This window comes from Thermalbibacter longus (assembly GCF_023806485.1).
Taxonomy (GTDB): domain Bacteria; phylum Chloroflexota; class Chloroflexia; order Thermomicrobiales; family Thermomicrobiaceae; genus Thermalbibacter; species Thermalbibacter longus.
Map to the genome: position 1 here is coordinate 132,481 of NZ_JAMSLR010000005.1, position 25,147 is coordinate 157,627.

The 25,147-nt window shown below is 67.1% G+C and carries 28 protein-coding genes; 20 read left to right on the plus strand and 8 right to left on the minus strand.

From position 1 onward, the window contains the following. Positions 1 to 70: 70 nt before the first annotated feature. The 8 genes from NET02_RS16685 to NET02_RS09160 form a co-directional block, all read right to left on the minus strand. Entirely contained in the window at positions 71 to 2,584 is a 2,514-nt protein-coding gene (locus NET02_RS16685; protein WP_284057090.1) for an NAD(P)-dependent malic enzyme, read from the minus strand. A 268-nt stretch (positions 2,585 to 2,852) separates the two neighbouring features. Beyond that, complete coding sequence (locus tag NET02_RS09130; protein WP_284057181.1) at positions 2,853 to 3,653, minus strand: FliO/MopB family protein; 801 nt, start codon at positions 3,651 to 3,653, stop codon at positions 2,853 to 2,855. Continuing rightward, a complete protein-coding gene (gene fliN, locus NET02_RS09135) occupies positions 3,653 to 4,039 on the minus strand; it encodes a flagellar motor switch protein FliN (protein ID WP_284057091.1) in 387 nt (128 codons plus the stop codon). Before fliN ends, NET02_RS09130 begins: the two co-directional genes overlap by 1 nt. Beyond that, positions 4,012 to 5,046 carry a flagellar motor switch protein FliM gene (fliM, locus tag NET02_RS09140; protein WP_284057092.1) on the minus strand — a complete coding sequence of 345 codons (1,035 nt, stop codon included), beginning with the start codon at positions 5,044 to 5,046 and terminating at the stop codon, positions 4,012 to 4,014. Before fliM ends, fliN begins: the two co-directional genes overlap by 28 nt. Positions 5,047 to 5,059: 13 nt before the next feature. Continuing rightward, on the minus strand, positions 5,060 to 5,575 hold the full coding sequence (locus NET02_RS09145) for a flagellar basal body-associated FliL family protein (protein WP_284057093.1): 516 nt from the start codon (positions 5,573 to 5,575) through the stop codon (positions 5,060 to 5,062). Between the two features lie 27 nt (positions 5,576 to 5,602). Continuing rightward, positions 5,603 to 6,334, minus strand: a complete 732-nt coding sequence (locus NET02_RS09150) for an OmpA/MotB family protein (protein WP_284057094.1) — start codon at positions 6,332 to 6,334, stop codon at positions 5,603 to 5,605. Positions 6,335 to 6,340: 6 nt separating this feature from the next. Continuing rightward, positions 6,341 to 7,153, minus strand: a complete 813-nt coding sequence (locus NET02_RS09155; protein WP_284057095.1) for a flagellar motor protein — start codon at positions 7,151 to 7,153, stop codon at positions 6,341 to 6,343. A gap of 12 nt (positions 7,154 to 7,165) precedes the next feature. Further along, positions 7,166 to 7,399 (minus strand): flagellar FlbD family protein, encoded by a 234-nt coding sequence (locus NET02_RS09160; RefSeq protein ID WP_284057096.1) that lies wholly within the window; start codon positions 7,397 to 7,399, stop codon positions 7,166 to 7,168. A gap of 286 nt (positions 7,400 to 7,685) precedes the next feature. Between NET02_RS09160 and fliP the strand changes: the two genes are divergently transcribed. From fliP to NET02_RS09260, 20 genes are all read left to right on the plus strand, one after another. After that, positions 7,686 to 8,501: a flagellar type III secretion system pore protein FliP gene (gene fliP / locus NET02_RS09165; RefSeq protein ID WP_284057097.1), complete on the plus strand. Its 816-nt coding sequence runs from the start codon at positions 7,686 to 7,688 to the stop codon at positions 8,499 to 8,501. Positions 8,502 to 8,514: 13 nt separating this feature from the next. Continuing rightward, positions 8,515 to 8,784 carry a flagellar biosynthetic protein FliQ gene (locus NET02_RS09170; RefSeq protein WP_284057098.1) on the plus strand — a complete coding sequence of 90 codons (270 nt, stop codon included), beginning with the start codon at positions 8,515 to 8,517 and terminating at the stop codon, positions 8,782 to 8,784. Between the two features lie 22 nt (positions 8,785 to 8,806). After that, on the plus strand, positions 8,807 to 9,589 hold the full coding sequence (gene fliR / locus NET02_RS09175; protein WP_284057099.1) for a flagellar biosynthetic protein FliR: 783 nt from the start codon (positions 8,807 to 8,809) through the stop codon (positions 9,587 to 9,589). Between the two features lie 7 nt (positions 9,590 to 9,596). Further along, positions 9,597 to 10,646 carry a flagellar biosynthesis protein FlhB gene (gene flhB, locus NET02_RS09180; protein ID WP_284057100.1) on the plus strand — a complete coding sequence of 350 codons (1,050 nt, stop codon included), beginning with the start codon at positions 9,597 to 9,599 and terminating at the stop codon, positions 10,644 to 10,646. Between the two features lie 22 nt (positions 10,647 to 10,668). Further along, positions 10,669 to 12,729: a flagellar biosynthesis protein FlhA gene (gene flhA / locus NET02_RS09185; protein ID WP_284057101.1), complete on the plus strand. Its 2,061-nt coding sequence runs from the start codon at positions 10,669 to 10,671 to the stop codon at positions 12,727 to 12,729. A 4-nt stretch (positions 12,730 to 12,733) separates the two neighbouring features. Next, the gene (locus tag NET02_RS09190; RefSeq protein ID WP_284057102.1) at positions 12,734 to 13,810 is read left to right on the plus strand and encodes a flagellar biosynthesis protein FlhF; all 1,077 of its coding nucleotides are present in this window, start codon (positions 12,734 to 12,736) and stop codon (positions 13,808 to 13,810) included. A 141-nt stretch (positions 13,811 to 13,951) separates the two neighbouring features. Beyond that, on the plus strand, positions 13,952 to 14,266 hold the full coding sequence (locus tag NET02_RS09195) for a hypothetical protein (RefSeq protein WP_284057103.1): 315 nt from the start codon (positions 13,952 to 13,954) through the stop codon (positions 14,264 to 14,266). 38 nt (positions 14,267 to 14,304) lie between these two features. Beyond that, positions 14,305 to 15,093, plus strand: a complete 789-nt coding sequence (locus NET02_RS09200; protein WP_284057104.1) for a sigma-70 family RNA polymerase sigma factor — start codon at positions 14,305 to 14,307, stop codon at positions 15,091 to 15,093. Positions 15,094 to 15,109: 16 nt separating this feature from the next. Beyond that, positions 15,110 to 15,592: a hypothetical protein gene (locus tag NET02_RS09205; RefSeq protein ID WP_284057105.1), complete on the plus strand. Its 483-nt coding sequence runs from the start codon at positions 15,110 to 15,112 to the stop codon at positions 15,590 to 15,592. Positions 15,593 to 15,596: 4 nt separating this feature from the next. Next, entirely contained in the window at positions 15,597 to 16,226 is a 630-nt protein-coding gene (locus tag NET02_RS09210) for an anti-sigma factor domain-containing protein (protein ID WP_284057106.1), read from the plus strand. After that, complete coding sequence (gene flgF, locus NET02_RS09215) at positions 16,223 to 16,966, plus strand: flagellar basal-body rod protein FlgF (RefSeq protein WP_284057107.1); 744 nt, start codon at positions 16,223 to 16,225, stop codon at positions 16,964 to 16,966. Before NET02_RS09210 ends, flgF begins: the two co-directional genes overlap by 4 nt. An 11-nt stretch (positions 16,967 to 16,977) precedes the next feature. After that, positions 16,978 to 17,757 (plus strand): flagellar hook-basal body protein, encoded by a 780-nt coding sequence (locus tag NET02_RS09220; RefSeq protein WP_284057108.1) that lies wholly within the window; start codon positions 16,978 to 16,980, stop codon positions 17,755 to 17,757. A 145-nt stretch (positions 17,758 to 17,902) separates the two neighbouring features. Next, entirely contained in the window at positions 17,903 to 18,220 is a 318-nt protein-coding gene (flgM, locus tag NET02_RS09225) for a flagellar biosynthesis anti-sigma factor FlgM (RefSeq protein WP_284057109.1), read from the plus strand. A 77-nt stretch (positions 18,221 to 18,297) separates the two neighbouring features. Then, positions 18,298 to 18,657 carry a hypothetical protein gene (locus NET02_RS09230; protein ID WP_284057110.1) on the plus strand — a complete coding sequence of 120 codons (360 nt, stop codon included), beginning with the start codon at positions 18,298 to 18,300 and terminating at the stop codon, positions 18,655 to 18,657. 206 nt (positions 18,658 to 18,863) lie between these two features. Beyond that, the gene (gene flgK / locus NET02_RS09235) at positions 18,864 to 20,270 is read left to right on the plus strand and encodes a flagellar hook-associated protein FlgK (protein WP_284057111.1); all 1,407 of its coding nucleotides are present in this window, start codon (positions 18,864 to 18,866) and stop codon (positions 20,268 to 20,270) included. Between the two features lie 9 nt (positions 20,271 to 20,279). Further along, a complete protein-coding gene (gene flgL / locus NET02_RS09240; protein WP_284057112.1) occupies positions 20,280 to 21,155 on the plus strand; it encodes a flagellar hook-associated protein FlgL in 876 nt (291 codons plus the stop codon). Between the two features lie 30 nt (positions 21,156 to 21,185). Continuing rightward, on the plus strand, positions 21,186 to 21,644 hold the full coding sequence (gene fliW, locus NET02_RS09245; RefSeq protein ID WP_284057113.1) for a flagellar assembly protein FliW: 459 nt from the start codon (positions 21,186 to 21,188) through the stop codon (positions 21,642 to 21,644). An 8-nt stretch (positions 21,645 to 21,652) separates the two neighbouring features. Beyond that, a complete protein-coding gene (gene csrA / locus NET02_RS09250; protein ID WP_284057114.1) occupies positions 21,653 to 21,922 on the plus strand; it encodes a carbon storage regulator CsrA in 270 nt (89 codons plus the stop codon). Between the two features lie 348 nt (positions 21,923 to 22,270). Further along, entirely contained in the window at positions 22,271 to 23,107 is an 837-nt protein-coding gene (locus NET02_RS09255) for an IclR family transcriptional regulator (protein WP_284057115.1), read from the plus strand. Between the two features lie 79 nt (positions 23,108 to 23,186). Further along, complete coding sequence (locus NET02_RS09260; RefSeq protein WP_284057116.1) at positions 23,187 to 24,944, plus strand: ABC transporter substrate-binding protein; 1,758 nt, start codon at positions 23,187 to 23,189, stop codon at positions 24,942 to 24,944. The last annotated feature ends 203 nt before the right edge of the window (positions 24,945 to 25,147 follow it).

The window sequence follows — 25,147 nt, forward strand, 5'->3', positions numbered from 1 at the left end:
CATCGGCAGCGTGCCCAGGCGCGAGGGGTTCAGGATGCATCGTCCACCGGGTCTCGGCATTCCACGCCGCTCAGCGGCGCGTGTCCTCGTAGAGCAGCTCGCGCGTCCGCGCGGCGATCTCCTCCGGGTCGACCGTGACCCGAGCCACGCCGGTCTCGATGGCCGCGCGGGCGACGGCGGCGGCCACGGCAGGGGGAACCTTGAGGTCGAGGCTATCGGGGATGATAAAGCGCGGCGAGAGCTCGCGCTCCGGCACCAGGGCCGCGATGGCCTCGGCCGCGGCCAGCTTCATCGCGTCGTTGATATCCCGAGCCTGCACGTCGAGCGCGCCGCGGAAAATGCCGGGGAAAGCGAGCGAGTTGTTCACTTGGTTGGGAAAGTCGGAGCGGCCGGTCGCTACCGCCAGCGCGCCCGCCTCCAGCGCCAAATCGGGGTGGATCTCCGGATCGGGATTCGCCAGGGCAAAAATGATGGGGTTGGGGGCCATCGAGCGGATCATCTCCGGTGTCAGGATGTCGGGTGAGGAGAGCCCGATGAACACGTCGGTGCCCTCCAGCGCTTCGGCCAGCGAGGCCCGCGCGCCGGCCTTGTTGGTCAGGCGGGCGATCTCCATCTTGTAGCGATTCATCCCCGCCTCGCGCTCCCGGTAGATCGGACCGAGCCGGTCACAGAGGATCAGATCCCCCACGCCGTAGACCAGGAGCAGCTTGGCGGTGGCGATCCCAGCGGCGCCGGCCCCGTTGATCACGATCTTCGCCTCGGAGAGCGGGGTGCCGCGCAGCCGGAAGGCGTTGATCAGGGCGGCCAGTACCACGACCGCGGTGCCGTGCTGGTCATCGTGGAAGACCGGCAGGTCGAGTCGCTCCTTGAGCGCCGCCTCGATCTCGAAGCAGCGCGGCGCCGAGATGTCCTCCAGGTTGATGCCACCGAAGGAAGGCGCAATCGCGGCGACGATATCGACGATCCGCTGGGGATCGCGCTCGGCGATGCAGATCGGGAAGGCCTCGACCGCGCCGAGCGACTGGAAGAGCACCGCCTTGCCTTCCATCACCGGCAGGGCTGCCTGTGGGCCGATGTCGCCCAGGCCGAGCACGGCGCTGCCGTCAGTCACGATCGCGACCAGGTTGCTCTTGACGGTGAGGTCGTAGACTGCCTCGCGGTTGAGGCGGATCTCGTCCACCGGCGCCAGCGCGGCCGGGGGCAGGTAAACCAGGTTCAGGATGTGGTGGTCGCGGATCGGGATGCGGCTGCGGATCTCGAGCACGCCGCGGTAGCGCCGGCGGAGCTCCAGCGCCTCCTCGCGGAGCGTGGCCGGTCTCCTTCCGGTCCGTCGCCGTGGTTCGAAGATGCCCTCGTAGACGTAGCGCCGGGTGTTCTCGGCTACCGTGACCGGATCGACCGGGCGCGTGGCTTCGTTCGTCTCCCGCGCCGCCTGGACGACCGCGGCCGCGATGGCCGGCGCGACTTGGAAGTCGAAGATCTGCGGCACGATGTTCTCGGCCGAGCGCTGCCCGGGCGGGACTAGGCTGGCCAGCGCCTCGGCGGCGTAGACCAGCGTGCGCAGGCGGATATTGCGGGCGCCAGAGTCGAGCAGTCCCCGGAAGACGCCGGGGAAGACGAGCGAGATGTCCATCATGTTGGGGTAGTCGGAGCGGCCGGTGGCGACGACGGCCGCTCCGGCAGCCTTGGCCTCGTGCGGGTCGATCTCGGGGGTGGGCAGCGCCAGCGCGAAGATGATCGGGTCCGGCGCCATCGAGCGGACCATCTCCGGCGTGACGATGTTCCCCTGTGCCAGGCCGATGAAGACGTCGGCCCCCTCGAGCACCTCGGCCAGCGAGCCGCGCCGGCGTTCGGGGTTCGTCTCCTTGGCCAGGTACGCCTTGGCCCAGTTCATCCGGTAGGGGCGGCCCTGGTAGATTGCCCCGGCACGGTCGCATACCACGATATCGCGCACGCCGACCCGGTAGAGCAGCCGGGCGACGCCGATGCCGGACAGCCCGGCGCCGGCGATGACTACCCGCACCGTCTCCAGCCGCTTGCCGACGACCTCGAGCGCGTTCTTGAGCGCGCCGAGCACCAGGATGGCGGTGCCGTGGTGCTGGTTGCTGAAGACCGGGATCGGCGCACCCTTCTCCAGATGATCGGCGATGGTGAAGCTGTGCGGTGCCCGGATATGGTCGAGGCAGATGGCGCCGAACGTTGGAGCCAGCGCCAGGGCGGCCTCGACGATTGCCAGCGGGTCGTGCAGGTCGACGCAGATCGGCACGGCGTCGACGCCGGCAAAAGTCTTGAAGAGGACGCTCTTTGCCTCGAGGAGCGGCAACGCAGCCTCGACCGGTCCGCGGGTGGGGCCGAAGAGGTCGGAGGCGTCGGTGAGCAGGGCGACCGCGTTGCCGCGGGAGGTAAGGTCGAACGAAGCGACCTCGTCCTGGCTGATCACCCGGCATGCCTCGGCAACGCCGGGGGTGTAGACCAGGCTGAGCATGGCGCGGTCGCGCAGCGGCACCTTGCTGGAGATCCCGATCAGCCCCCGGTAGCGGCGCCGGAACGCGAGAGCTGCGTCTGGCTGGTCAAGCAGGTACACGCGCTGTCACCCTGACCGAAGCGGCCGATGCCTCCTCCAGCGGCCGATTGTACGCCCTCGCCATCCCCGCGGCAATCGCGCGGCTCGCTCGTCCCAGCGGGTCGCGCGGTGCCCACAGGCCATCGTTGGCCGCCGATACCGCGCGGGCTACTTCGCCGGCCGCACCGGAAGTGCCTGAGCGACTCTCCGCGAACAGCCCGTCGCGTCGGCTGCTCGGACATCGGCGACGCTGCGGTCGAGGGCGAGCCGTGTTTGCCGAGACGGGAACTCACCCGGCCGGCCTATCTGGCCGGTAACCGAACGAGGGCTGGGTGGCGGGTTGCTGGGCGACTCGCGGCGGCGTACCGGTAGCGCTCTCCGTGCCTGTCTCGCGAGGGTCACCCCGGTGGCCGAGGCCCTGGGCGAGCCTGCCCTCATGCTCCGGTACTGCCGTATCGAGGATGGACCAGGAGTGCGGGATGCGCGTCGCCAGCACGTCGCGGAAGCGGGGCAATACCGAAGTCATGCCCGGGGCTCCACCTGGCTGCGTTGCCCGCCTGGCCAGAAGCGCCCGCGCCTCCTCTGGTTCGAGCTCGGCGATCAGCGAGATCCCCGCGCCACCGGCGCCGATCACCACCGCTCGCTCGCCGATGCGCACAACGTGCAGCACACCGGAGCCGCCGAGTGGCAGCGTATCGATCACCTCCAGGAGATCGCTGGTCGAGGCCGAGACCGCCATGCGTCTGTTGAGGTAGCGCAGCCCCCGGATCGCCGCGTAGGCACCGGCGATCACCACGATCAGCGGGACGACCATGCTGCCCATGATCTCCCAGGCTGAGGGCGCGCTGGAGAAGCGATCGTCCGAGTCCTCGAGCTGCGCGTAGCCTTCCGCTAGAAACGTCGTTCCGTCGTTGCCGGCTGTCGGCGGCGGAGACGGAGACTCCCCCGCCCCTCGCAACCCCGCGAGTAGTTGGCCAGCCAGGAGCGCCACGACGAGCAGGCCAGCCAGGGCGATCCAGCGGCCGGGTGTTCGCCCGAGCCGGTCAGCCCCTCGCCAACGGCCTGGTACGTTGGGCCACTGTCGCCACATCACGCGCCGCCGCTGCTGGCAAGTCGCTTCTCCGGCGAGACGATCTCGACGATCCGGATCGCGAACTTCTCATCGACTACGACGACCTCACCCCGGGCAATCAGCGTCTTATTGATGGTCAGGTCGACCGGCTCGCCGGCTAACCGGTCGAGCTCGATCACGGAACCCGGGCGTAGCCCCAGGATGTGCTTGATCTGCATCCGGGTCGAGCCAAGCTCCGCGGTCAACTCGACCTCGACATCCCGCAGTAGCTCGATCGGATGCAGTGGCCCCCCAGCCACCTGCTCGCCGAGCGAGACGAACTGTGCTTCCTGCACTGGCGTGTCGCCGGATCGGACGGAGCGCGTCTCGTCCGCTTTCATCCCGCTGCCTGCGTCGTTCCCCATAGCGATTCACCTCCCTCATCGTCCATCTCCGTGGGCGCCGGCCACTCCTCCCCGTACAGCCCGGCGATCCGCACCGCGAACGACCGTCCACGCCGCCCCGGGAAAGCCAGGAAGCACGGCTCCCCCTCGACGAACACCGGCAGCGGACGGTCGACCGGCGCGTGGAACAACAGGATGTCGCCGACATCCAGCTCCAGCAGCTCAGCGACCGTCAGCGTCGTCCGCCCGATCTCCACCCGGAGATGCAGGGATACCTCCTGAAGCTGAGCGGCCAGATCGGCGATCGATTCGCTGCTGGCGGTGCGGCGCGGGTTGGCGAAGAGCACCCGCGCATTGAGCCGCGGCATGATCGGCTCGAGTGTCGATGCAGGGAGCGTGATCGTCATCTCCCCGCGCGCGTCGAACAGGCGCACTTCATGGCGTACCAGCAGCACGATCTCGCTCGGCAGCATCCCCTGGAGCTGCTGTGCCGAGAGCACGACCTCGCAGCGCGAGGGCTGGAGCTTTACCACCTGGTCCCAGGCGCTGACCAGCTCGCGGAAGACCCCGTCGCCGAGGTCCTGCAAGAGCGAGAGTTCGATCTCGGTCACCGTCGAGCTCGTGAACGACGGGCGCTCCTCGCCAGCGCCGCCCAGCATGCGGTCGATGATGCGCGAGGCGATCCCGAAGTCCATCTGGATCAACACCCGCCCGACGAGCGGCTCCAGTTCGGCCAGGCAGAGGACGGTCTGAGCCGGTAGGCGGTCGAGGTAGTCACCGAGGGTCGTCTGCTCGAGCTGCGCGAGCTCGACGTGCACTGCCGAGCGGACCTGGGCCGAGAGGTGATTGCTTACGTAGCGGTCGAACGTCTCGTGGATGCTCTGAATCGAGCGGATGTGATCCTTGGAGAACTTGTCCGGCCGGCGGAAGTCGTAGGCGGCCGGCCGCCGCGTGCCACTGGCGCTGGCGCGCCGTGCTGGCGTGCTGCTCCCGGACGTGGTGAGCTGGTGACTCTTCTTGCCCGGCATCAGAGCCTTGCCCTCACTGGATCACGAACTGGGCCAGGTAGACCGCCTTGATCTCGTGGTGGTGGAAGAGCGGTTGCAGGCGAGTCTTGAGCTCCTGCTTGAGCGCCTCCTTGCCTTCTGGCGTCGATACCTCGGCCACGGTCTTCGAGGTGAGCACCATCGTCAAGACGTCCTGGATCTGTGGCTGCCAGGGCTGGAGTTCGGCGCTCAACGCCTCCTGCTCGTGCGCGAGCTCCTCGGCGCTCATCTTCTCTGGGTCCATGCCCTCCACCGCTAGCTCGACGACGACCTCGGCCTTGAGATAGCGGAAGCCCCCTGGATCAGCGAGGTTGACGACCCGCTCGCCGAGCGAGACGGGGATGCCGCGCTCGGGCGATTTCTGCGGGGCAGCCTCTGCCTGCTTGCCCCCGATATTGACGTTCAAGACCACCGGCACGTGGACGATTCCGAGCTTCAGGGCCGCACCCGCGAGCAACACCAGCGCGAGCGGGATTACCAGGAGTACTCGATGTTTGAGCAGTCGCTTCACAACCCTTCCTCCCTGACCTACCAGCGCTCAGGGGGCGACCGGGCTTGCCATCGATCCGGGTGCCGGCTGGAGGATCACGATGTCGACTCGCCGGTTCTTGCGCCGCCCCTCGAGCGTGCTGTTGTCGGCTCGTGGACGATACTGGGCATAGCCCACAGCCGAGAGCCGCTCGGGAGGCAGCCCCGATACATCTGTCAGATAGCGCACCGCAGCCACCGCCCGCATCACCGAAAGCTCCCAATTGTCCGGGTACGCACCGGCCGGAGGCGGTACATCGTCGGTGTGTCCCTCGACACGGACGTGGTTTGGAAACGTGGCCAGGATGCTGGCGATCCCATCGAGCACGCGGGCTGCCTCGGGCCGGAGCTGGGCCTGGCCGGGCGGGAAGAGCAGCGCGTCGGAGAGGTGGATGACGATGCCCTCGTACGTCAGCTCGACCTCGACTGACTCGCGGTCCAGCCCCAGGCGTGTCAGCAGCGACATCATCTCGGCGCGCACCCCCAGGTAGTCCGCGAAGCGCGGGTCCTGCTCCAGCGGCGCGGTGATGCGCTGGGGCGGAGCTGGGCTATCCAACACCTCCAGGTTGAACGCGGCTCGCAGCGAGGAGGTCACCTGCCGGAACTTCTCGAGGTCGGCGCGCGAGATCGAGTACATCACGACGAAGAAGACGAGGAGCAAGGTGATCAGGTCGGCGTAGGTAATCAGCCACCGCTCGTGGTTCTCATGTTCCTGCTCGTGGTGCCGGGCTCGCCGCGCCATCGCCGCCTACTCGCCCCCCGGTGCCATCGCGCTGGTGCCGACCTGTGCCGTCGCACCCCTGGTCGCGCGCCCGGATCGGGCAGCCGGTGGCAGCAGGACGACCAGCTTCTCGCGCAGCATGCGCGGGTTCTCGCCGGCCTGGATCCCGAGAATGCCCTCGATGATGAGCTGCCGCTCCTCGACTTCTTCCTTGCTCCGCAGCTTCAACTTGTTGCCGATCGGGAGCCAGAGCAGGTTGGCCGAGGCGACGCCATAGAGCGTCGCCAGGAAGGCGACGGCGATCGCTGGCCCCAGCTCGTCCGGGTTCTCGAGGCTGCTCAGCACGTGCACCAGTCCCATGACGGTACCGATGATCCCCATCGTCGGCGCAAAGCCACCCATGGTCGTGAACATGCCGTAGGCTCGCGCGTGCCGTGCCGCCATCGCCTCGACATCGGCGTGCAGGATCTGTTCGGTCAGCTCGGGGTCGGTGCCATCGACCACCATCATCACCGCGCGCTTGAGGAAGGGATCGTCGATCGGATGTCCTTCCAGCGCGAGCAAGCCGTCCCGGCGCGCCATCTCGGCCAGCTTGACGATCTCCTCCACCAGCTCCGGGCGCCGGTCAGGCGGGGTCTTCATCGATCTGGCGATCAACTTGGGAATACTCAGAATATCGGCCAACGAGTAGCTGGTCATCGTTGCGCCGATCGTCCCGCCGAACACGATCATCGCGGCCGTGATCCCGAGCAGCGACTCAGCGTGCCCGCCTTCCATGAGGAAGGCGACGATCAGCGACGCGAAGCCGAGGACGATGCCGACCAGGGTAGCGATATCCATCAGGCTACTTCCTCACTCGACGACTGGTGGCGATGGTGGCCGCGGCAACGCGACCCCCTCGATCCCTCCATGCACCGCTCGCCGGTAGGCGAGTACCCGCCGCACGATTTCATCGACCGGCTCTCGCACCATCAACCGCTTCTTGGTGACCAGCACGATCACGGTCTCCGGCACTGATTCGATCGACTCGATCAGTTCCGCGTTGATCACGATCTCCTCGCCGTCCAGCCGGGTCACCGCGATCATGGCCCGCTCCGAACTGCAACCCCTGCGGGGCAAGGCAGTTTGAGCGCGACGTACCCAGGGCGCCAAGCTGCCGGTAGTCCCAACCCGATGAGTACTCCAGCCACAGGGCCGAACAGGAAGCAGGCCCTACCGCATCGGTACCGCTGTACCTCGCCAAGCCGTGACGCGCTGGGCATGCCCGCTCTCCGAGCGCCGGCGTAGAGTGCAGCGACGGGAAGGGATGAGATGTAGGTTGTCGTCGCGCGCCAGGCGGCAGCCCGAATCGCCACTGCCGGTGAGGATAACGATGGCCACGGCCAGCACTGCGGATTACGCACCGAGTCCCTCCGATCGACCGGCGGCGTGGCTACGCCGGGTGCGGCGCATCTGCGCCGTGCTCGGCATCGCGCTCCTGACCTCGGCGTGTGGCCTGAACGCTACGCTCGGCAATACCCAGATCAACGTGCAGAGCGGGTCGCCGGATGGCCAGGTGAATTCACTGGCCTCGGGGCTGGAGCTGGTGTTCCTGCTGACGCTGCTGAGCCTGCTTCCGGCCATCCTGATGGTGATGACCTCGTTCACCCGGATCATCATCGTGCTCTCGTTCGTTCGGAACGCGATCGGCATCCCCCAGCTCCCACCGAACCAGGTCTTGATCGGCCTCTCGCTGTTCTTGACGATCTTCGTGATGGCGCCGGTCTGGCAGGAGATCAACCGGGCGGCGCTCCAGCCCTACCTGGCCGGCGAGATCGATCAGCGAACCGCCTTCGACCGCGGGCTCGCCCCCCTGCGCCAGTTCATGTTCGAGCAGGCGCGCGAGAAGGACATCGCCCTATTTATGAATCTCGGCAACCTGCCCCGTCCGCGTAACCCCGACGATGTGCCTACCTGGGTCTTAGTACCGGCCTTCATCCTGAGCGAGCTGAAGACAGCGTTCATGATGGGCTTCGTCATCTTCATTCCCTTCCTGATCATCGATCTCATCGTCTCCAGCACGCTGATGGCGATGGGGATGATCATGGTGCCTCCGGTTGTGGTCTCGCTCCCCTTCAAGATCCTCCTCTTCGTCATGGTCGATGGCTGGGACCTGCTGGTGCGGTCGCTGGTCAGCAGCTTCGCGTGAGAGGCAGGGGGCGATGAACGAGCTGATGCTGCTGGAACTGGCACGCACCGCTATCACCACGCTTTTGCTGGTTCTGTTCCCGCTGCTGGCAGCGATCCTGGCCGTCGGCCTGCTGGTCAGCATCGTGCAGGCGGTGACGCAGGTGAACGAGCAGACGCTCGTATTCATCCCGAAGATCGTGGTCGCCTTCCTGGTCGTGCTCTTCGCCGGGTCGTGGATGGCGCGGCAGCTCGCTGCCTTCACCGTGGAGGTGCTCACGATGCTGCCGTTGCTGCGCCGGTGACCGCGCCGGGAGGTGCTGACCGATGGTGGTCGATTCCCCGCTGCTCCCCAGCTCGATGGCTGTCTTCCTCCTGATGTCCGTCCGCATCGGGCTGGTGATCACGCTGATCCCAGGACTGAGTGGCCGTTCGGTTCCGAACCAGGCCAAGGTTGCCCTCACCGTGATCCTGGCGCTGATGCTCAGCCCCTTCGTGCAGGCCGACGCCGTTGCGCTCAGCCGCGCGGAGCGGTTCGTCCTGGCGCTGGCGCAGGAGTTCCTGGTCGGCCTGGCGCTCGGGCTGGCGGTCGCGATGATCTTCGCCGCCGTGGAGATGGCGGCCAGTATCATCAGCTTTCAACTGGGGTTCAGCCTGGCGAACGTCTTCAATCCAACGCTCAACGTGCAGGGGACGGCCCTGAACACGCTCTACCTGGCGCTGGCCGCCCTGCTGCTCTTCATCACCAATGGCCATCACCTCTTGCTGCTCGGGCTCCAGAGCAGCTTCCAGACCATCCCACTCGGCGGGGTCAGCCCGGCGCCCGGCGCCGACCAGACGCTGGTCGAGCTGAGCGCGGCGATGTTCTCCGATGCCCTGAGGCTAGGGTTGCCGATCGCCGGCACGCTGCTCGTCGCCGACGTCGCGCTGGGCATCCTGAGCCGGATGGTGCCGCAGATGAACGTCTTCTTCGTGGGCTTGTCCGCCAAAGTCTTCGCTGGACTGCTGCTGCTCGCCCTTACGCTCCCCTTCCTCGTCCGCGTGCTGGCAGACGTGGTGACGCGCGAGCTCGGCGACTCGGTGGCGCAGATGCTGCAGGTGCTTCGATAGGAGAGACATGGCTAGCGAGCGCACTGAACGCGCAACGCCACGGCGGCGACAGGAGGCCCGCAGGCAGGGCCAAGTGGCCCGCAGTGCCGATCTCACCTCGGCGCTGGGGCTGCTCGCTGTCGGGCTCTTCCTTCCCTGGTACGGCGCCTACGCCTTCGATCACGTCAGCCGTTATCTCCAGGGAGCCTTCAGCCGCCTGCCGCGGGAGGATTTGACGACTGCGAGCCTGGCACAGCTCGGCTGGGATGCGGGCAGCGTCTTCTTCCGGATCACCCTGCCGCTGCTCGGCCTGATGCTCCTGACCGGGGTCGCGAGCACGCTGGCGCAGGTTGGGGTCGTCTTCGCGCCGGCCGCGTTGAAGCCTGATCTCAAGCGTATCGACCCGGTCGCTGGCTTCCAGCGCATCCTCTCGCGCCGCGGCGCCTTCGAGACAGCGAAGGCGGTGATCAAGATCGTCGTCATCGGCGCGGTCACCTACCCGCTGGTGCGAGCCGATCTCGCGCTCTTCGCCACGCTCACCGGCGCCGATCCCCTGAGCATTGGGCAAGCCATCGGCCGCTCGATCCGTGACCTCGGGCTTCGCGCCGGAGCGGCTTTTCTGGCGCTCTCGCTGTTCGACTATGGCTTCCAGCGCTGGGATCTCGAGCAGCGGCTCCGAATGACCCGCCAGGAGCTCAAGGACGAGCTGAAGCAGACCGAGGGCGACCCGGAGATCAGGGCACGCATCCGCCGCCTCCAGCGCCAGTACGCCCAGCGCCGGATGATGGCGGAGGTGCCGAAGGCGACCGTCGTCGTGACTAACCCGACGCACCTGGCCGTCGCGATCCGCTACGACGCTCGGAGCATGCGTGCCCCGGTCGTCGTCGCCAAGGGAGCCGGCCACCTGGCCGAGCGGATCAAGGCGGTGGCGCGGCAGCACGCCATCCCGGTGCTCGAGAACCGCCCGCTGGCGCAGTCGCTCTTCCGCGCGGTGGAGGTCGGTCAGGAGATCCCGGTGACCCTCTACGAGGCGGTCGCCGACGTGATCGCGTACGTGTACCGGCTGCGACTCCGCTAGCCGGGCATCAGGGAGGGAAGGAATGGCAGCCAGGCCAGGCGAGGCGACGGTGGTGGGGCTGCGGCGGCTCGTCCGCTACAGCGACGTGATGCTGGCAGCGGGCGTGGTCGCCATCGTCGCCATCATGATCATCCCGGTACCGACGCGCCTGCTCGACGTGCTGATAACGACGAACATCGCTGCCGCGATTACGATCCTGCTGGTCGCGCTCTACGTGCAGGAGCCGCTCCAGTTCTCGGCTTTCCCCTCGATCCTCCTGCTGGCGACGCTGTTCCGGCTGGCGCTGAACATCACCTCGACCCGCTTGATCCTGCTGCAGGGCGATGCCGGGGAGGTGATCCGCTCGTTCGGCACGTTCGTCGTGGGCGGCAACTACGTGGTCGGTATCATCGTCTTCTTGATCCTGGTCGTGATCCAGTTCGTGGTCATCACGAACGGCGCCGGGCGCGTGGCCGAGGTCGCCGCCCGCTTCACGCTCGATGCCATGCCCGGCAAGCAGATGAGCATCGATGCCGATCTCAACGCCGGGTTGATCACCGAAGACGAGGCCCGGCGGCGCCGCGAGGAGATCGCTCGCGAAGCCGATTTCTACGGGGCGATGGACGGTGCCAGCAAGTTCGTCAAGGGCGACGCGATCGCTGGCATCGTGATCATCGTCGTGAACATCGTCGGAGGCATCGCCATCGGCGCGCTCCAGCACGGCATGCCGCTCGGCGAGGCGCTCCAGACCTATGCCCTGCTGACGGTCGGTGACGGGCTGGTCTCGCAGATCCCGGCGCTGCTCATCTCCACCGCAACCGGCATCATCGTGACCCGCAGTGCCGCCGATACGAACCTGGGCCTCGATGTCGCGCGCCAGATCTTGAGTACGCCGCGAGCGCTGGCGATCGCGGGGGTGCTTCTCGCTGTGCTCGGCCTAGCACCTGGTCTGCCCAAGCTGCCCTTCTTCGTGGGGGCGGCTGGACTGTTGCTGACCAGCCGGCTTCTGCGCCGACCTGCTGCTCCTCCAGCCGGTGAGCCTGCGGCGCCGGCTGCCGAGCCCGAGGATTCGCTGCCCGAGCTAGTCAGCGTCGACCCGCTGGAGCTCGAGATCGGCTACGGGCTGATCCCGATGGTCGATCAGTCCGCGGGCGGCCAACTCCTGCGCCGCATCACGCTCCTGCGCAAGCAGATCGCCCAGGAGCTCGGCATGATCGTCCCGACGATCCGTATCCGCGACAACCTGCAACTGCGGCCGAACGAGTACCGGGTACTGCTGCGCGGCGTGCGAGTGGCCCAGGGAGAGATCTACCCAGACCGGCTGATGGTCATGAGCCCCGCTGGTGGCCCACCCGAGATCGAGGGTATCCAGAGCAAGGAGCCGGCGTTCGGGTTGCCGGCTGTCTGGGTGCAGGAGGCCCAGCGGCCGGCGGCCGAGTTGCAGGGCTACACCGTCGTCGACCCCGCCTCGGTGGTCACCACCCATCTCAGCGAGGTTATCCGCGGTCACGCGGCTGAGCTCCTGCGCCGCCAGGATGTCCAGCGCCTGCTCGATCTCGTGCGGCAGGATCATCCCGCAGTCGTCGACGAGCTCATCCCACACCTCCTCTCGCTCAGCGAGGTTCACCAGATCCTCCAGCACCTCCTCAGCGAGGGAGTTCCGATCCGGGACCTGGTCACGATCCTAGAGACGCTGGGGAACCACGCGCGAAGTGTCCGCAACGTGGCGGCGCTGGCCGAGCACGCGCGGGCAGCGCTCGCCCCGGTCATCACGCAGCAGTATCTCGAGGCGGATGGGTTCCTCTACGCCATCACGCTGCACCCCGAGCTGAGTGCCGAGCTGGGCGACGCGGTACACCCGACGGATGAGGGGCCCCAGCTCCTGATCAGCCCCGATCGACTCCAGCGGCTGGTCGCCAACCTGGCGCACGAGATGGAGCGTATGGCCGGCATGGGGCACCAGCCGGTGCTGCTCGTGCCGGGGACGATCCGGCTGGGCTTGAGCCGGCTGCTGCGACGCTCGCTCCCGAACCTGGCTGTGCTGGCCTTCCAGGAGGTCGCGCCTGGCGTGCAGGTTCAGGTGCTTGGATCGGTGAGAGGATGAGACGATGCCATACACCTATCGCGCGGCAACCGTCCAGGAAGCGATCCGGCTGGCCAAGGCCGAACTGGGACCCGATGCGCTGATCCTCGAGGTGCGCCGGATCAGCCCGGTCGTGCCCGGGCAGAGCCGGGAAGGCACTGTCGAGATCAGTGCCATCGCTGCCCACCAGCAGGGTGTGGCCGGGCCGCTGATCGGCGGGGCGCTGCGAGGCTCGCCGGATCGAGCACCCGGCGCGCAGGGGCGCGAGCCGGGAGGTCATCGCACCTCGCCGATCGAGGTTGCCATGCGCAAGCTCCAGCGCCTGGGGATCAGCGCCACGCTGGCCGAGCGGCTGGCCGCAGTATACGACGGCACCCGCGCGCGGCCGACGGAGGAGCGCCGCGCCGCGCTGGCGACCGCTCTTGCCCGTCAGATCAGGTTCTGCACGTTGCCGCCGGCCGAGCAACGCCAGTCCATCGTCGCGCTGATCGGCCCCAGCGGTGTCGGCAAGACCACGACGATCGCCAAGCTGGCGAGCCAGCTCCGGCGTCGGTATGCGCGCATCGCGCTGCTCGGGCTCGATCCTAATCCGATCACCGGTAGCCTGCTGGCTGCCTGGGCCGAACACCTAGGGATCCCATGCGTGGTCGTCGGCAACCGGGTAGAGCTGGCTGAGGCCGTAGCAGCCGCCGGTCGAGCCGATCTGATCCTGATCGATACGCCGGGGTGCAACCCGTACGACCAGGCGCAGTTGAAGCGGCTGCGCGACGATCTCGGCTCCCGCGATCCGATCGTCTGCTGTCTGGCGCTGGCTGTGACCGGGGACACTGCCGAGCTGATCGATATCGGGCGCCGCTTCCTCCGCCTGAACCCTACCGTGCTCCTCTTGACCAAGCTCGACGAGACCCGCCGAGCGGCCTCCTGCATCGGGATCGCCGAGCAGCTCGGCCTGCCGCTGGCAGGGCTCGCGACCGGGCCACAAGTGCCCGATGACCTGGTCCCAGCGAGCCCTGCGGCTTTGGCCGAGCTGGTGGCGTGGACGCTGGATCGCGAGCTGCGGTCGTCGCCGGTTGCGGTAGGACCTGTGGCCCACCGGGCCTAGTACCACCCGACTGGCTCAGCTTGGACCGTGGGGGCTTCAGGACTTGCCAGGCCGGTCACTATGCTGGCTGCGACGTATCGGCTAGTGAGGTTCGAGCGCTTATCGGTACTCCGGCTTTCCGGGTGAGTTCAGGCGAGGCAGATGCGGCAGCATTCGACGCGCCAGTTCCAGAGCAGCTCCAATCCGGTCCCCGGCCGGCACCTGGTCATCCTGGCCGGGGTCGTGGTCTTCCTCGCGGTCTACGGGGCCGGGCTGGTGCGCCAGCAGCCGTTCGCCTGGGTTGCGACCAGCAGCGCGCTGGCCTTGCTGATCGTGCTCGGCGCCGGGCTCATCATCGAGCGGATCCTGCTACTGGCCTGCCGCCAGGATGCCATCGCCGACGAGCTGATCGAAGAGCCAGTGGCGACGTACGAGCGGAGCGACCAGGTTCCGGCGGGGAATGGCGCGGAGGGCTAGCGGACCGTGTCGTAGCCGACAGGTGATGGGGGAGACCGATGACGGCAATGCCATCGACCAATCTGGACCAGCCGGCGCGGCTCTGGCAGCGCTACACCATGAGCCACGACACGACGACCCGTGAGCAGCTCATTCAGCAGTACGCGCCACTGGTCAAGTACGTCGTCGACCGCTTGCGGATCTCCCTGCCACCGAGCCTGGAACGCGACGATCTGATCGGATACGGCACGATCGGCCTCATCGAAGCGATCGATCGATTCGATCCCTCGCGGGGCGTCAAGTTCGAGAGCTACGCGGCTCTCCGTATCCGTGGCGCGATCCTGGATGCCCTGCGCTCGCTGGACATCGTCCCGCGCGGCGCCCGGCATCGAGCGCGGCAGATCGAGCAGGCGACGCGCGAGCTCTTCGCCGCGTCCGGCCGCATGCCCAGCGAGGCCGAGATCGCCGAGTACCTGGGGCTCAGCGTGCAGGAGTTGCACCAGGCGATCCAGGACGTGGCCTGCCTGTTCCTCCCGCTCAATAATGCCGATGATTCTCATGAGCTGACGCTCGAGGAGCAGCTCGCTGACCACGACGCGCCCGATCCGGACGATCTCGCCGTGCAGACGGATTTGGCCGATCGACTGGCTGCGGCGCTCGAGCAGCTCAGCGGGCGGGATCGGTTGATCCTCTCGCTCTACTACTACGAGGAGTTGACCATGCGCGAGATCAGCGAGATTTTGGGAATCAGCGAATCACGCATCAGCCAGATCCTCACCCGTGTGCGGCTGCAACTGCGCACGCTTCTGCAGGAGCGTGGCGTTCACAGTAGCGATTTGACCCTCTAGTCAGGAGGAACGTCCGATGATAGCTCCGCTTTTCGTCGGTCTTCCGGAGATGGAAGCGATCGCCTTGATCGGGCTCCTGGGCATTGCGTCCGTAGCAGCCTGGACCAGTGCTGCTCTCTGGCAGCGCCAGCGCGCGATCGAGCGCGACTTCAGCCTGCTGTACGAGCAACTCCAGACCCTCCGCCCCGGTGATCCCGCTGCGCTTGCCCTGGATTGGGACGACGACCGGCTCCCGAGCCTCGAGGGCTTGGCGCGTGGGTCTCAGCCGGCGCCTTGGACGATCGAGTCAGCCGCCGTTGCCGGCTTCGCAAACTCCGGCACCTTTGCGGAGGCGTCGGCAGTGGCTGACCAGCTCCTCCAGTCCTCACCCGAATCGCTCCGCCGGCTGCTGCGCGGCTCGCTCGATCTGAGCCAGCCGGCGATCTATGCCTCGAGTGATGAGGCCGGCAACGGCGGCTATGCTGGCGTTCCCTGGCGGTCGAGCGACCTGGAGCGGTAGGTTGATGGCAGCCAGCCGGCGTGATCTGCCGATACTGCGGGTTCTGGCGGCTCTCCTGCTGGCACTCGGTGGGCTGGTGGCGGGCAACATGGGGGCGGGGGCCGAGGCACTGCCAGTGCGGGTAATCCTCTCTCATGTACCGGTCATGACCACCTGGGGGCCTCCCGACGCCAACGGCGTGGTCATGCTGGTACTGGAAGAGGGTGATATCCGCGCCGATCTCGTCGGCCTGCCGCCGCTCGGTGGGAACGAGCGCTACGAGCTCTGGCTGCTGCAGTCGCAATCGGGCGAGACCCGCTCGCTCGGCCGGTTTTCGGTAGAGAGGGATACACCGGTCACCCACGTCGATTTCCTCCTCCCTGAGCCTATTCCAGACCTCGGGTGGGACATCGTGCTGGTGACCGTCGAGCCAGAACCGGATCCTGATCCGGCAACTCCGGACCCGAGGCGAGTGCTGGTAGGAGCCTTCCCCGGCACTCCGATCGAGCTGCAGCTCGTGCCACCCGTGCTACCCAAGACCGGCGAAGGTGCGACCCTGCCCGGCCAGTGGGCAGGGCTGGTGGGCGCGAACACCGTGCTGCTCCTCGGTCTCCTGCGCTTGCGACGAGCGAGAGGGGTTGGGAGGGGTCGATGATCCGAACGATCTACCAGGCTGCCTCGGCCATGATGGCCCAGATGGCGCGCCAGTTAACGATCAGCACCAACCTGAGCAACGTCGACACGCCGGGCTATCGCCAGCAGCTCAGCGGCGTCAACGATTTCCGGGAGATGCTGCTCAGCCGGGTTGCCAGAGCGGATGTGCGGCTCATCGGGAGTATCTCGACGGCAGTGCGGCTCGATCAACCGGAACTCGACCTCAGCCAGGGGGCACTTGTCGAGACGGGACAACCGCTCGATCTGGCGATCGCCGGCGCGGCCTTCTTTACCGTCCAGACTCCGGAGGGGCTGCAGTACACGCGCGATGGACGCTTCCGGCTGGACGAGCAGCGGCGCCTCGTGACTGCGGACGGCTTCCCGGTCCTCGGGGAGGGAGGGCCGATCACGATCCCACCCGGCGATGTTTGGGTCGATCCAGATGGCACGGTGCGGGTGAACGACCAGGTGATCGGCCGGCTGCTGTTGACCGAATTCCCTGCCGATGCCCAGCTTGAGCTCGTCGAGCAGAACCGTTACACCAGCGATGTCGCCGGCGTGCCATCACAGACCGCCGGCGTGAGCCAGGGGTTCCTGGAACAGTCGAACGTCGACATTACCAGGGCGATCACCGATATGCTGGCGGCGAACCGCAGCTACGCCCTGGCTCAGCGGGCACTCCAGATCGCCGATGACTCGCTGCGGCTAGCGGTCAACGAGATCGGCAAGATCAGCGCGTAGGGGGACGGCCGATGAGCAGCCTCTACTTCCCGGCGGTCAGCGGGATCCGAGCCCAGCAGCAGCGGCTGGACGTCATCGCGAACAACCTGGCGAATAGCAACACCACCGGGTACAAAGCGGCGCGGGCCGAGTTCGCTGCGCTGCCACCGCAAGACGTGCGGGTGGCGCGGGCCGGCGCGACCGTGCTCGGCCAGGTGGACGTGGGTAGCGGGGTCATCCTCAACGGAACGAGCCGGGCATTTACTCAGGGGCCGGTACAGGTCACCGGCAATCTGCTCGATGTGGCTATTCTCGGATCGGATGGGTTCTTTCAGGTCACCACGCCCGAAGGCGTCACAGCCTACATCCGTAGCGGCACGCTCTCGATAGACGGAGCAGGGCGGTTGACGCTCGGCGACGGCAGTCTCTTGACCCCACCTATCGTCGTTCCAGCCGGCGTTCGAGTGAGCCACGTGGACGAGCGCGGGGTAATCTATGGCTTGCCCGCTGGCGCCACCGAGCCCCAGCCGCTGGGGCAGATCGTGCTGGCACGTTTCCCCAATCCTAATGGACTGCTGGCGATCGGGAACAACCGCTTCGTCGCCACGCCGGCGGCGGGCGCGCCGGAGCTCGGGGTGCCAGCGACGGATGGCTGGCCGGCGATCGCGAGCGGCATGCTGGAAGCGTCCAACGTTGATCTGGCGGACCAGATGGTCCAGATGATCGAGGCCCAACGGGCCTACAGCGCCAACGCGCGGGCGCTGGAGACCCTCGACGAGATGCTCGGCCTGGTGATCCGGACGCGCTCGTAGCCTCGTGCCTCCGATGCCCTCGATACGCAAAGCTGCTGAACCCTGCCATGCCGGTGGGTTAAGCTTTCGAGCGAGTCGGCCGATATGGGATCATAGCGAGTGTTTTTCGCCCAGCTTTCGCGTGTAGAGGGGGTTGAGGATCGGAATGGTACAGGGTATCGGGCCATCGGCCACCGACGCTCAAGTACAGCGGGTCGACACGACAGAGCGGCCTGAATTGAGGTCGCGCAACGTCGTCTCCTCCGATCAACGCGATGACATCCATGTCGGCGGCCAGGCTGTCGAACTCTCGCCACACCTGCGCGAGCTCCAGCGGGCGATCGAGACCGTCAAGCAAGCTCCCGACGTTCGCGTGGAGCGTGTCGCCGAGTTGCGCCAGGCGATCGAGTCCGGCCGGTATTCGGTCGATCCGGCTGAACTGGCTGTGCGGCTCGTGGCCAAGCTGCGTCCGGACCTCACATGAGCCTGGTTTCCCGACTGGCAGAACAGCTCCGAACCCTGCGCTCCGTTCGTGCTCAGTTGGCCGAGCTGGAGCGGGCCGTGAGCCGCGGGGATCTTGCCGCGGTTCACCTTGCCATCAGGCGAGTCGAAGAGGCGGCCGAACTAGCCGGTACCGCGTATGACGGGCTCGCTTCAGAGCTGCGCGCGTTCCAGACCGGGGTGCGCTCCGAGGCCGGCGTGGATGATCGCTCCCTCGCTCAGCTCCAGCGCGAAGTGGAGGCCGAGCTGGCTCGCTTGCGGGAGCAGCGGACGCGGACGCTACACCTTCTCGAGACGCTCTTCACGCTTAATCACCATCTGGTGGTCGCGGTTCAGGAGCAGCTCGCCGCCGGGACGGACTACGCCCACCGCCGGGCCGTCGAACTCGAAGAGCAGCGCCTCATCGACGCCTCGGCATGAACAGTGTGGCCGGCAGATCGAACGCGTGCGGTAGGCCCGGCCTCGCCGGGCGCGCTGCGCCGTCTCGCGGCGCACGGCGTTCTGGCGCTCTCCGACATGGTACCCCGGTACCAGGAGATCGGGTTCGGCTCAAGCCCTGGCCTCCTGTGCCGATAGTTCCAGGTAGGGATCGAGGGGCCGAGGTGGCGAGCGGAGAGGCGTGAGGCATGTCGTTCCGGGCTTTGGAGACGGCCTACCGGGGACTGATCTCCCAGCAGCGGGCGGTCGACACCAGCAACCACAACGTGGCGAATGCGAACACTCCTGGTTTCTCGCGCCAGCGCGTCCTGTTCACGCCCACCGCACCCTATACCGTGCCGGCGTTCAACCGGAGCGCGCTCGCTGGGCAGGTCGGCACCGGCGCGACCGTGGCGGCGATCACCCGGGTGCGGGAGTACGTCTTCGATTTCCAGCTCCGTGTGCAGTCCGAGGCGCTAGGGGACGCGTCTACCAGAGTGGCTACCTACACGCAGCTCGAAGGGATCTTCAACGAACCGGGTGAGAACGGTCTGGGCGCTCTCCTGGATCGCTTCTGGCGAGCCTGGCAGGCGGTCACGAACCAGCCAGAGGACCTGGCCGCCCGGGCCAGCCTGGTGCAGGAGTCGACTACGCTCGCAGCGAACATCAACCGCATTCGCCAGCAACTCGGACAGCTCCAGGAAGACCTGGTCCAGAAACTGACTTTGCAGACAGGCGAGGTCAACAGCATCGCCGAGCGGGTGGCGGCGCTCAATGCCCAGATCACCGCTGCGATCGCGACGGGCCAGAATCCGAACGACCTGGCCGACCAGCGCGACCTGCTGCTGGACCAGCTCGCGCAGTTCACCGGCGTCACCGCGCGGACGCTCCCCAACGGCGCCGTCAACCTGTACCTCGGAGGCTATCCGCTGGTCGACCAGGATCAGTCCTTCGCACTCGAGGTCGTCATCTCCGGCGGGACGGCGAGCATCGCCTGGCAGGCGAGCGGCAGCGCGGCCGCGATCCAGCGCGGCTCGCTGACAGCGCTGCTCGACCTTCACAACACGGTCGTGCCTGGCCTGCTGGCGCAGGCGGAGAGCATCCGCGATGCCCTAGCGAACGAGGTGAACGCCTTGCACCAAACTGGCTACGGGCTGACCGATACCTTGCCGCCACCACGCGGGCGCGACTTCTTCGAGATACTGCCGAGCGGCGACCTCCGAGTGAATCCCGCTCTGGTGAGCGACCCAGCTCTGATTGCGGCATCGAGCGCCCCGGGGGCGCCCGGGAACAACGACGTGGCCCGGCAGATCGCCGATCTCCGTTACGCGCTGGTGATGAATAGCAATACTGCCACGGTCAATGATTTCTACAATGCGCTGATTGCCGAACTCGGCGGGGATTCCCGGCAGGCGCGGGTGGCGAAGGAGAACCAGGAGACGCTGGTGCAGGCGATCGACCGGCAGCGGCAGGAGATCTCTGCCGTCTCGATCGACGAAGAGATGGCGAACCTGGTCAAATTCCAGCACGCCTACCAGGCGGCAGCGCGAGCGATCACGGCGGTCGATGAGATGCTCGACCGCATTATCAACGGTATGGGCATCGTCGGGCGATAGGAGTAGGGCATGCGCGTCACTCATGGGATGCTGGTCGATACCCTGCTGCGCAACCTCTCGCGCAACCTGAGCCGGATGGAGCGCGTCCACGAGCAGATCACGTCGGCCAAACGAGTCAACCGGCCGTCAGACGATCCGGTCGGCGCGGCGACGATCCTCCGGCTCCAATCGGCGAGCGCGCAGATCGAGCAATACGTGCAGAACGTCGAGCAGGCCCGCTCCTGGCTCGACCTGACCGACCAGGCGCTGACGACCATCGGTAACGCCCTGCAGCGGGCACGCGAGCTGGTCGTCCAGGCAGCCAACGACACGCTCTCGGCTCCAGACCGCAACGCGATCTGGCAGGAGTTGACGGCGCTGCAGCAGCAGATCGCCAACACCGGCAACTTCGCTCACGCGGGTCAGTACCTGTTCGCTGGCCAGAGGACGCAGACCGAGCCGTTCGACCTGACGACCGACCCCCCGACCTATCAGGGCGACAGTGGTAGCTTGGAGCGGATGATCGATGCCGGCGTCACTCTTCCCATCAACGTGACGGGCGACGTGGCGATTCTGCCGGTGCTGCAAGCGGTCAAGGCCGCCCGCGATGCCGTCGCGCTCGGCAATGCCGCTGCCATTCAGGCGAGCCTCAGCCAGCTCGACAGCGCCCACAGCCAGCTTCTCGCCGCCCAGGCTGAGGTCGGCGCCCGGGTCAACCGGCTCGACGCCCAGCGCGACCGGCTGCTCGACGCGCATACCAGCACGCTGCGGCTCTTGAGCGAGGCCCACGATACCGATATGGCCGAGGCGATCACCCGCTTCGCGAAGGAGGAGTTGACCTACCGTGCCGCGCTCCAGGCCGGCGCCAAGGCGATTCAGCCTACGCTGGCTGACTACCTGCGCTGAGCCTCCTCTTGACAGAAAGGAAAGCTTTCCATGAGCATGCCCAAGCAGAGCCAGCAGCCGGCCTCGGGAAGCCTCGAGGTTGCCCCAGGCCGGGAGCCGGTCGAGATCGTTTTCCCCTTCGGTCTGGTCGGCTGCCCGGAGTGGCGGCGCTTCGCGTTCGTCGTGCCGGGCGAGGTGCCCGGGCTTGCAGTGCTGCAATCGCTCGATGATGAGGACGTCGCGTTCGTCCTGGCTGAAGTGGAGGACCTGGTACCCGGCTTCCTGTCGACGCTGAACCCCGATGATCTCGGGCTACTGCACGCCCTCGGTCTGGGACGTGACCCGTCCGTGCGGCTCTACTGCACGCTGTCGGTGCACGCGGACGACTCGGTCACCGCGAACCTGCTCGGCCCGCTGGTGCTCGATTTCGGGCGCGGCTGCGGCTCGCAAGTCGTGCTGTCGGGTTCACCCTGGAGCACGCGGCATCCGGTCGCTCCGGCCGGAAAGTGAGGCGACCGATGCTCGTCCTCAGCCGGCGGCCCGGCGAGGCGCTGGTCATCGGCGACGGCATCCGGGTGGTGATCCTCTCGGTAGAGGGAGAGCGAGTGCGGGTCGGGATCGAAGCACCGCGCGAGGTGCCGGTCCTGCGCGCCGAGCTGGCCGAGGCGGTGTCCGAAGAGAATACCCGCGCGGCCCGTGCCGGCTCCCGTCGCGAACTCCTCGGCAGGCTCCAGGGCCGCCTGAAGGGTTCACCGCCATCCTCCCATCCACCGCAGGAGCGGCGCTGAGCGCCGCACGCGCTCGCCGGTAGCGTGTTCTGGTGAGCATGTAAGCTCGGCGCCATTCGTTCGCGCTCAGGGCAGGCCTCCGGCAGCGGCTGATGTCAGAGGGTAGGCCGCAGCCGTGGCCTACCAGTACCACCACCTCCTCGGTACCCGGTCACCTATCGCGATCCCGTAACGTTCCTACGCTCCGGCATGCGGCGTCGCACCTGACGGTAGCCGTGCCGATGCGCGGCTCAGGCACGCACAGGCAACCTGCGATCCCGGCGTGCCGGCACAGCATTCTGGCGCTGCTCCGCTTGACAGGGCGGGCCGATTCCTCTAGGATGTTACTGAGAGTAGAACGGAGTTTGAATGAATCAAACAACCGTCGCTTCTACACGCTACTACATCGACGCCGTTGGGCGAGCCGTTCAGCTCCTGCGTGCCTTCCTCACGCCTCCGCACAGGTTCGGCGTCACCGAATTGAGCCAGATTACGGGACTCAGCAAGAACCAGGTGTTCCGGCTGCTGCGGACGTTGACTGCCGAGGGTCTGCTCAACTGGGATCCGGAGGCGAAGACGTATACGCTCAGCTACGCGCTGACCGAGCTCGGGGCGGTCGCCTCGCGCGGCTCCTCGCTGGTCCAGGCGGCGGGTCCGGTACTCGATCGACTGGCGCAGGAGACTGGCGAGACGATCAACCTGATCGCCCGCGCCGACGAGTTCACGGCGATCTGCATCGACAAGCGCGACAGCGCGCGGCTCCTCCAGATCACGGCCAAGATCGGCGCCCGCTTTCAGCTCCATGCGGGGGCCGTGCCCAAGTTGCTGCTCGCCTTCTCGGCGCCGGAGAGCATCGAGCGCTATTTGACCCATCGCCAGCCGCTCCAGCGGTTCACCCCGCGGACGATCACCGACCCCGACGCGCTCCGGGCGGAGCTGGCGGCGATCCGCGAGCGCGGCTATTCCGTGAGCGACGAGGATCTGGACCTCGGTGCCTGCGCCATCGCTGCGCCGATCTTCGACCGCCACGGAGTAGTGATCGCCGGCGTGAGCATCGCCATGCCGGTCTCGCGCTTCGGTGCGGCCGAACGGGCGCGCTACCGCGCGGCCGTGACGGCTGCCGCTGCGGAGATCTCCCGGCGGTTGGGCTACCGCTTGGCCGGGTCGAACGGTCAGGCGCTCCCGGCTGGTGTGGAGCTCCGGTGACGGCCGATACCCCGGATCGGTTTCGATCGAGAGTGGCGAATCGTGAGGAGGCTTCGAGGTGACGAGGAGGGAGGCATCGATGGGAGAGTCAGTCGACCGGGTGCTCCAGCAACTCCGCGGCGCTGGCGTGCGTGTCTCGCGTCGCGAGCTGCTCCAGCTCGCCATGTTCAGCAGCGCCGCGCTCGTCTCGGGCGCCGCTCTGGCGGCCTGCGGCGGGGGCGAGGAGGGCGGTGCGTCGACCCCGAGCGGCGCTACTGGCGCTCAGCCGAGCCCGACGGCCGCCGCCGCGACGACGCCGGCCCAGCAACCAGCCGCTACCCCGACCACCAGTGCTGGCCAGCCGCGACGCGGCGGGGTCTGGCGCATGGCGCTCCATGCCAACCCGACGGCCTATCCAATTACAATCCCCGGCGCGCTGGCCGACCTGCTGGTGAACAAGACGATCTATAACTGCCTTACGCAGTACCAGCTCAAGGACAACCAGATCGAGGTCGTACCCGACCTGGCCGAATCCTGGGAGGCGAACGACGACCTGACCGAGTACACCTTCACGCTCAAGCAGGGCGTGAAGTGGCACGATGGTCAGCCCTTTACCGCTGAGGACGTGAAGTTCACCTTCGATGCGATTCTCAACCCCAACGTCAACGCGGCACTGCGCGGGCCGGTGTCGTCGATCGATCGCGTGGAAGTGGTCGACGAATACACCGTGCGCTTCGTCCTGAAGCGGCCGTTCGCGCCCTTCCCGGTGATGCTGGGGTACAACCAGGCCATCGTGCCCAAGCACCTGCTCGAGGGGAAGGACTTGAACCAGCCGACCGAATTCATCGCGAATCCGGTCGGAACCGGGCCGTTCAAGTTCAAGGAGTTCGTCCAGGGGAGCCACCTGGAGGTGGTGGCGAACCCTGACTATTTCGACGGGGCTCCGTACCTCGACGGGATCGTGTTCAAGGTCATCCCGGACGGCAATGCCCGGGTCGCTCAGGTGCGAGCAGGGGAAGTCGACTTCGCCGTCATCGAGCCGCCGCAGGTCGATGCTCTGCAGGGGGCGGAGAATGTCGAAATCCGCGAGGCGCCGCAGGTCAACTACTACTTCTTCGCGGTCAATCACTCGGTGCCGCGGCTGCAGGATGTCCGGGTGCGCCGGGCGCTCTCCCACGCGATCGACAAACAGGCGATCGTGGAGCGCGTGCTGCGCGGGTACGGGCAGGTCGCGACCGGTCCGATCAACCCGCTGCTCGGCGACTACTACAACCCCGACGTTACGACGTACGAGTACGATATGGAGAAGGCGGCCGCGCTGCTCGAAGAGGCCGGCTGGACGAAGGGGCCGGACGGGATCCTCACCAACGCGAGCGGCGAGCGCTTCACCATCCTCTTCAACGGGCCCAAGGGGTTCCCGGTGATGGAGCAGGTCATCACCTACGCTCAGCAGCAGTACCAGAAGCTCGGCATCGAGGTGACCCTCGACATCGTGGACTGGCCGATCCATCTAGAAAAGTACCGCAACCTCCAGTACGACCTGCTGATGGAGTGGTGGATCACGCCGCCCGATCCCGACCTCTACGACCACTACCACAGTGAGTCAGCACAAAACCGGTGGGCCTACAAGAACCCGCAGCTCGACGAGTTGCTGGTCCAGGCGCGGAGCGAGCCGGATCGGGCCAAGCGCGTGCAGCTCTACCACGAGATTCAGAAGCTGATCGCGGATGATCTTCCGGTCATCTATCTCTACTACCCGCGCGAGCTGCAGGCGATGAACACGCGGACGAAGGACCTGCCTCTGATCGGCTACCGTGACGCGCTGACTTGGATGGAGAAGGTCTGGCTCGAGGAGTAACCAGGAGGCCGTTGCTCGCTCGCCTGGCACAAGCTCTGGCGCATATGACGGATCCTTCTGTGCTCGCTGCCCCTCCCGCCCGCATCGGGCAGGGAGGGGCGGGCGGGGCAGGCCAGGACGAATGGCGCGCAGAGCGATCCCGCCCGAGACCTCGCACTCAGGGTAAGGATGTCAGCCGGCTCGGGCGACGCGCCGTATGCCCG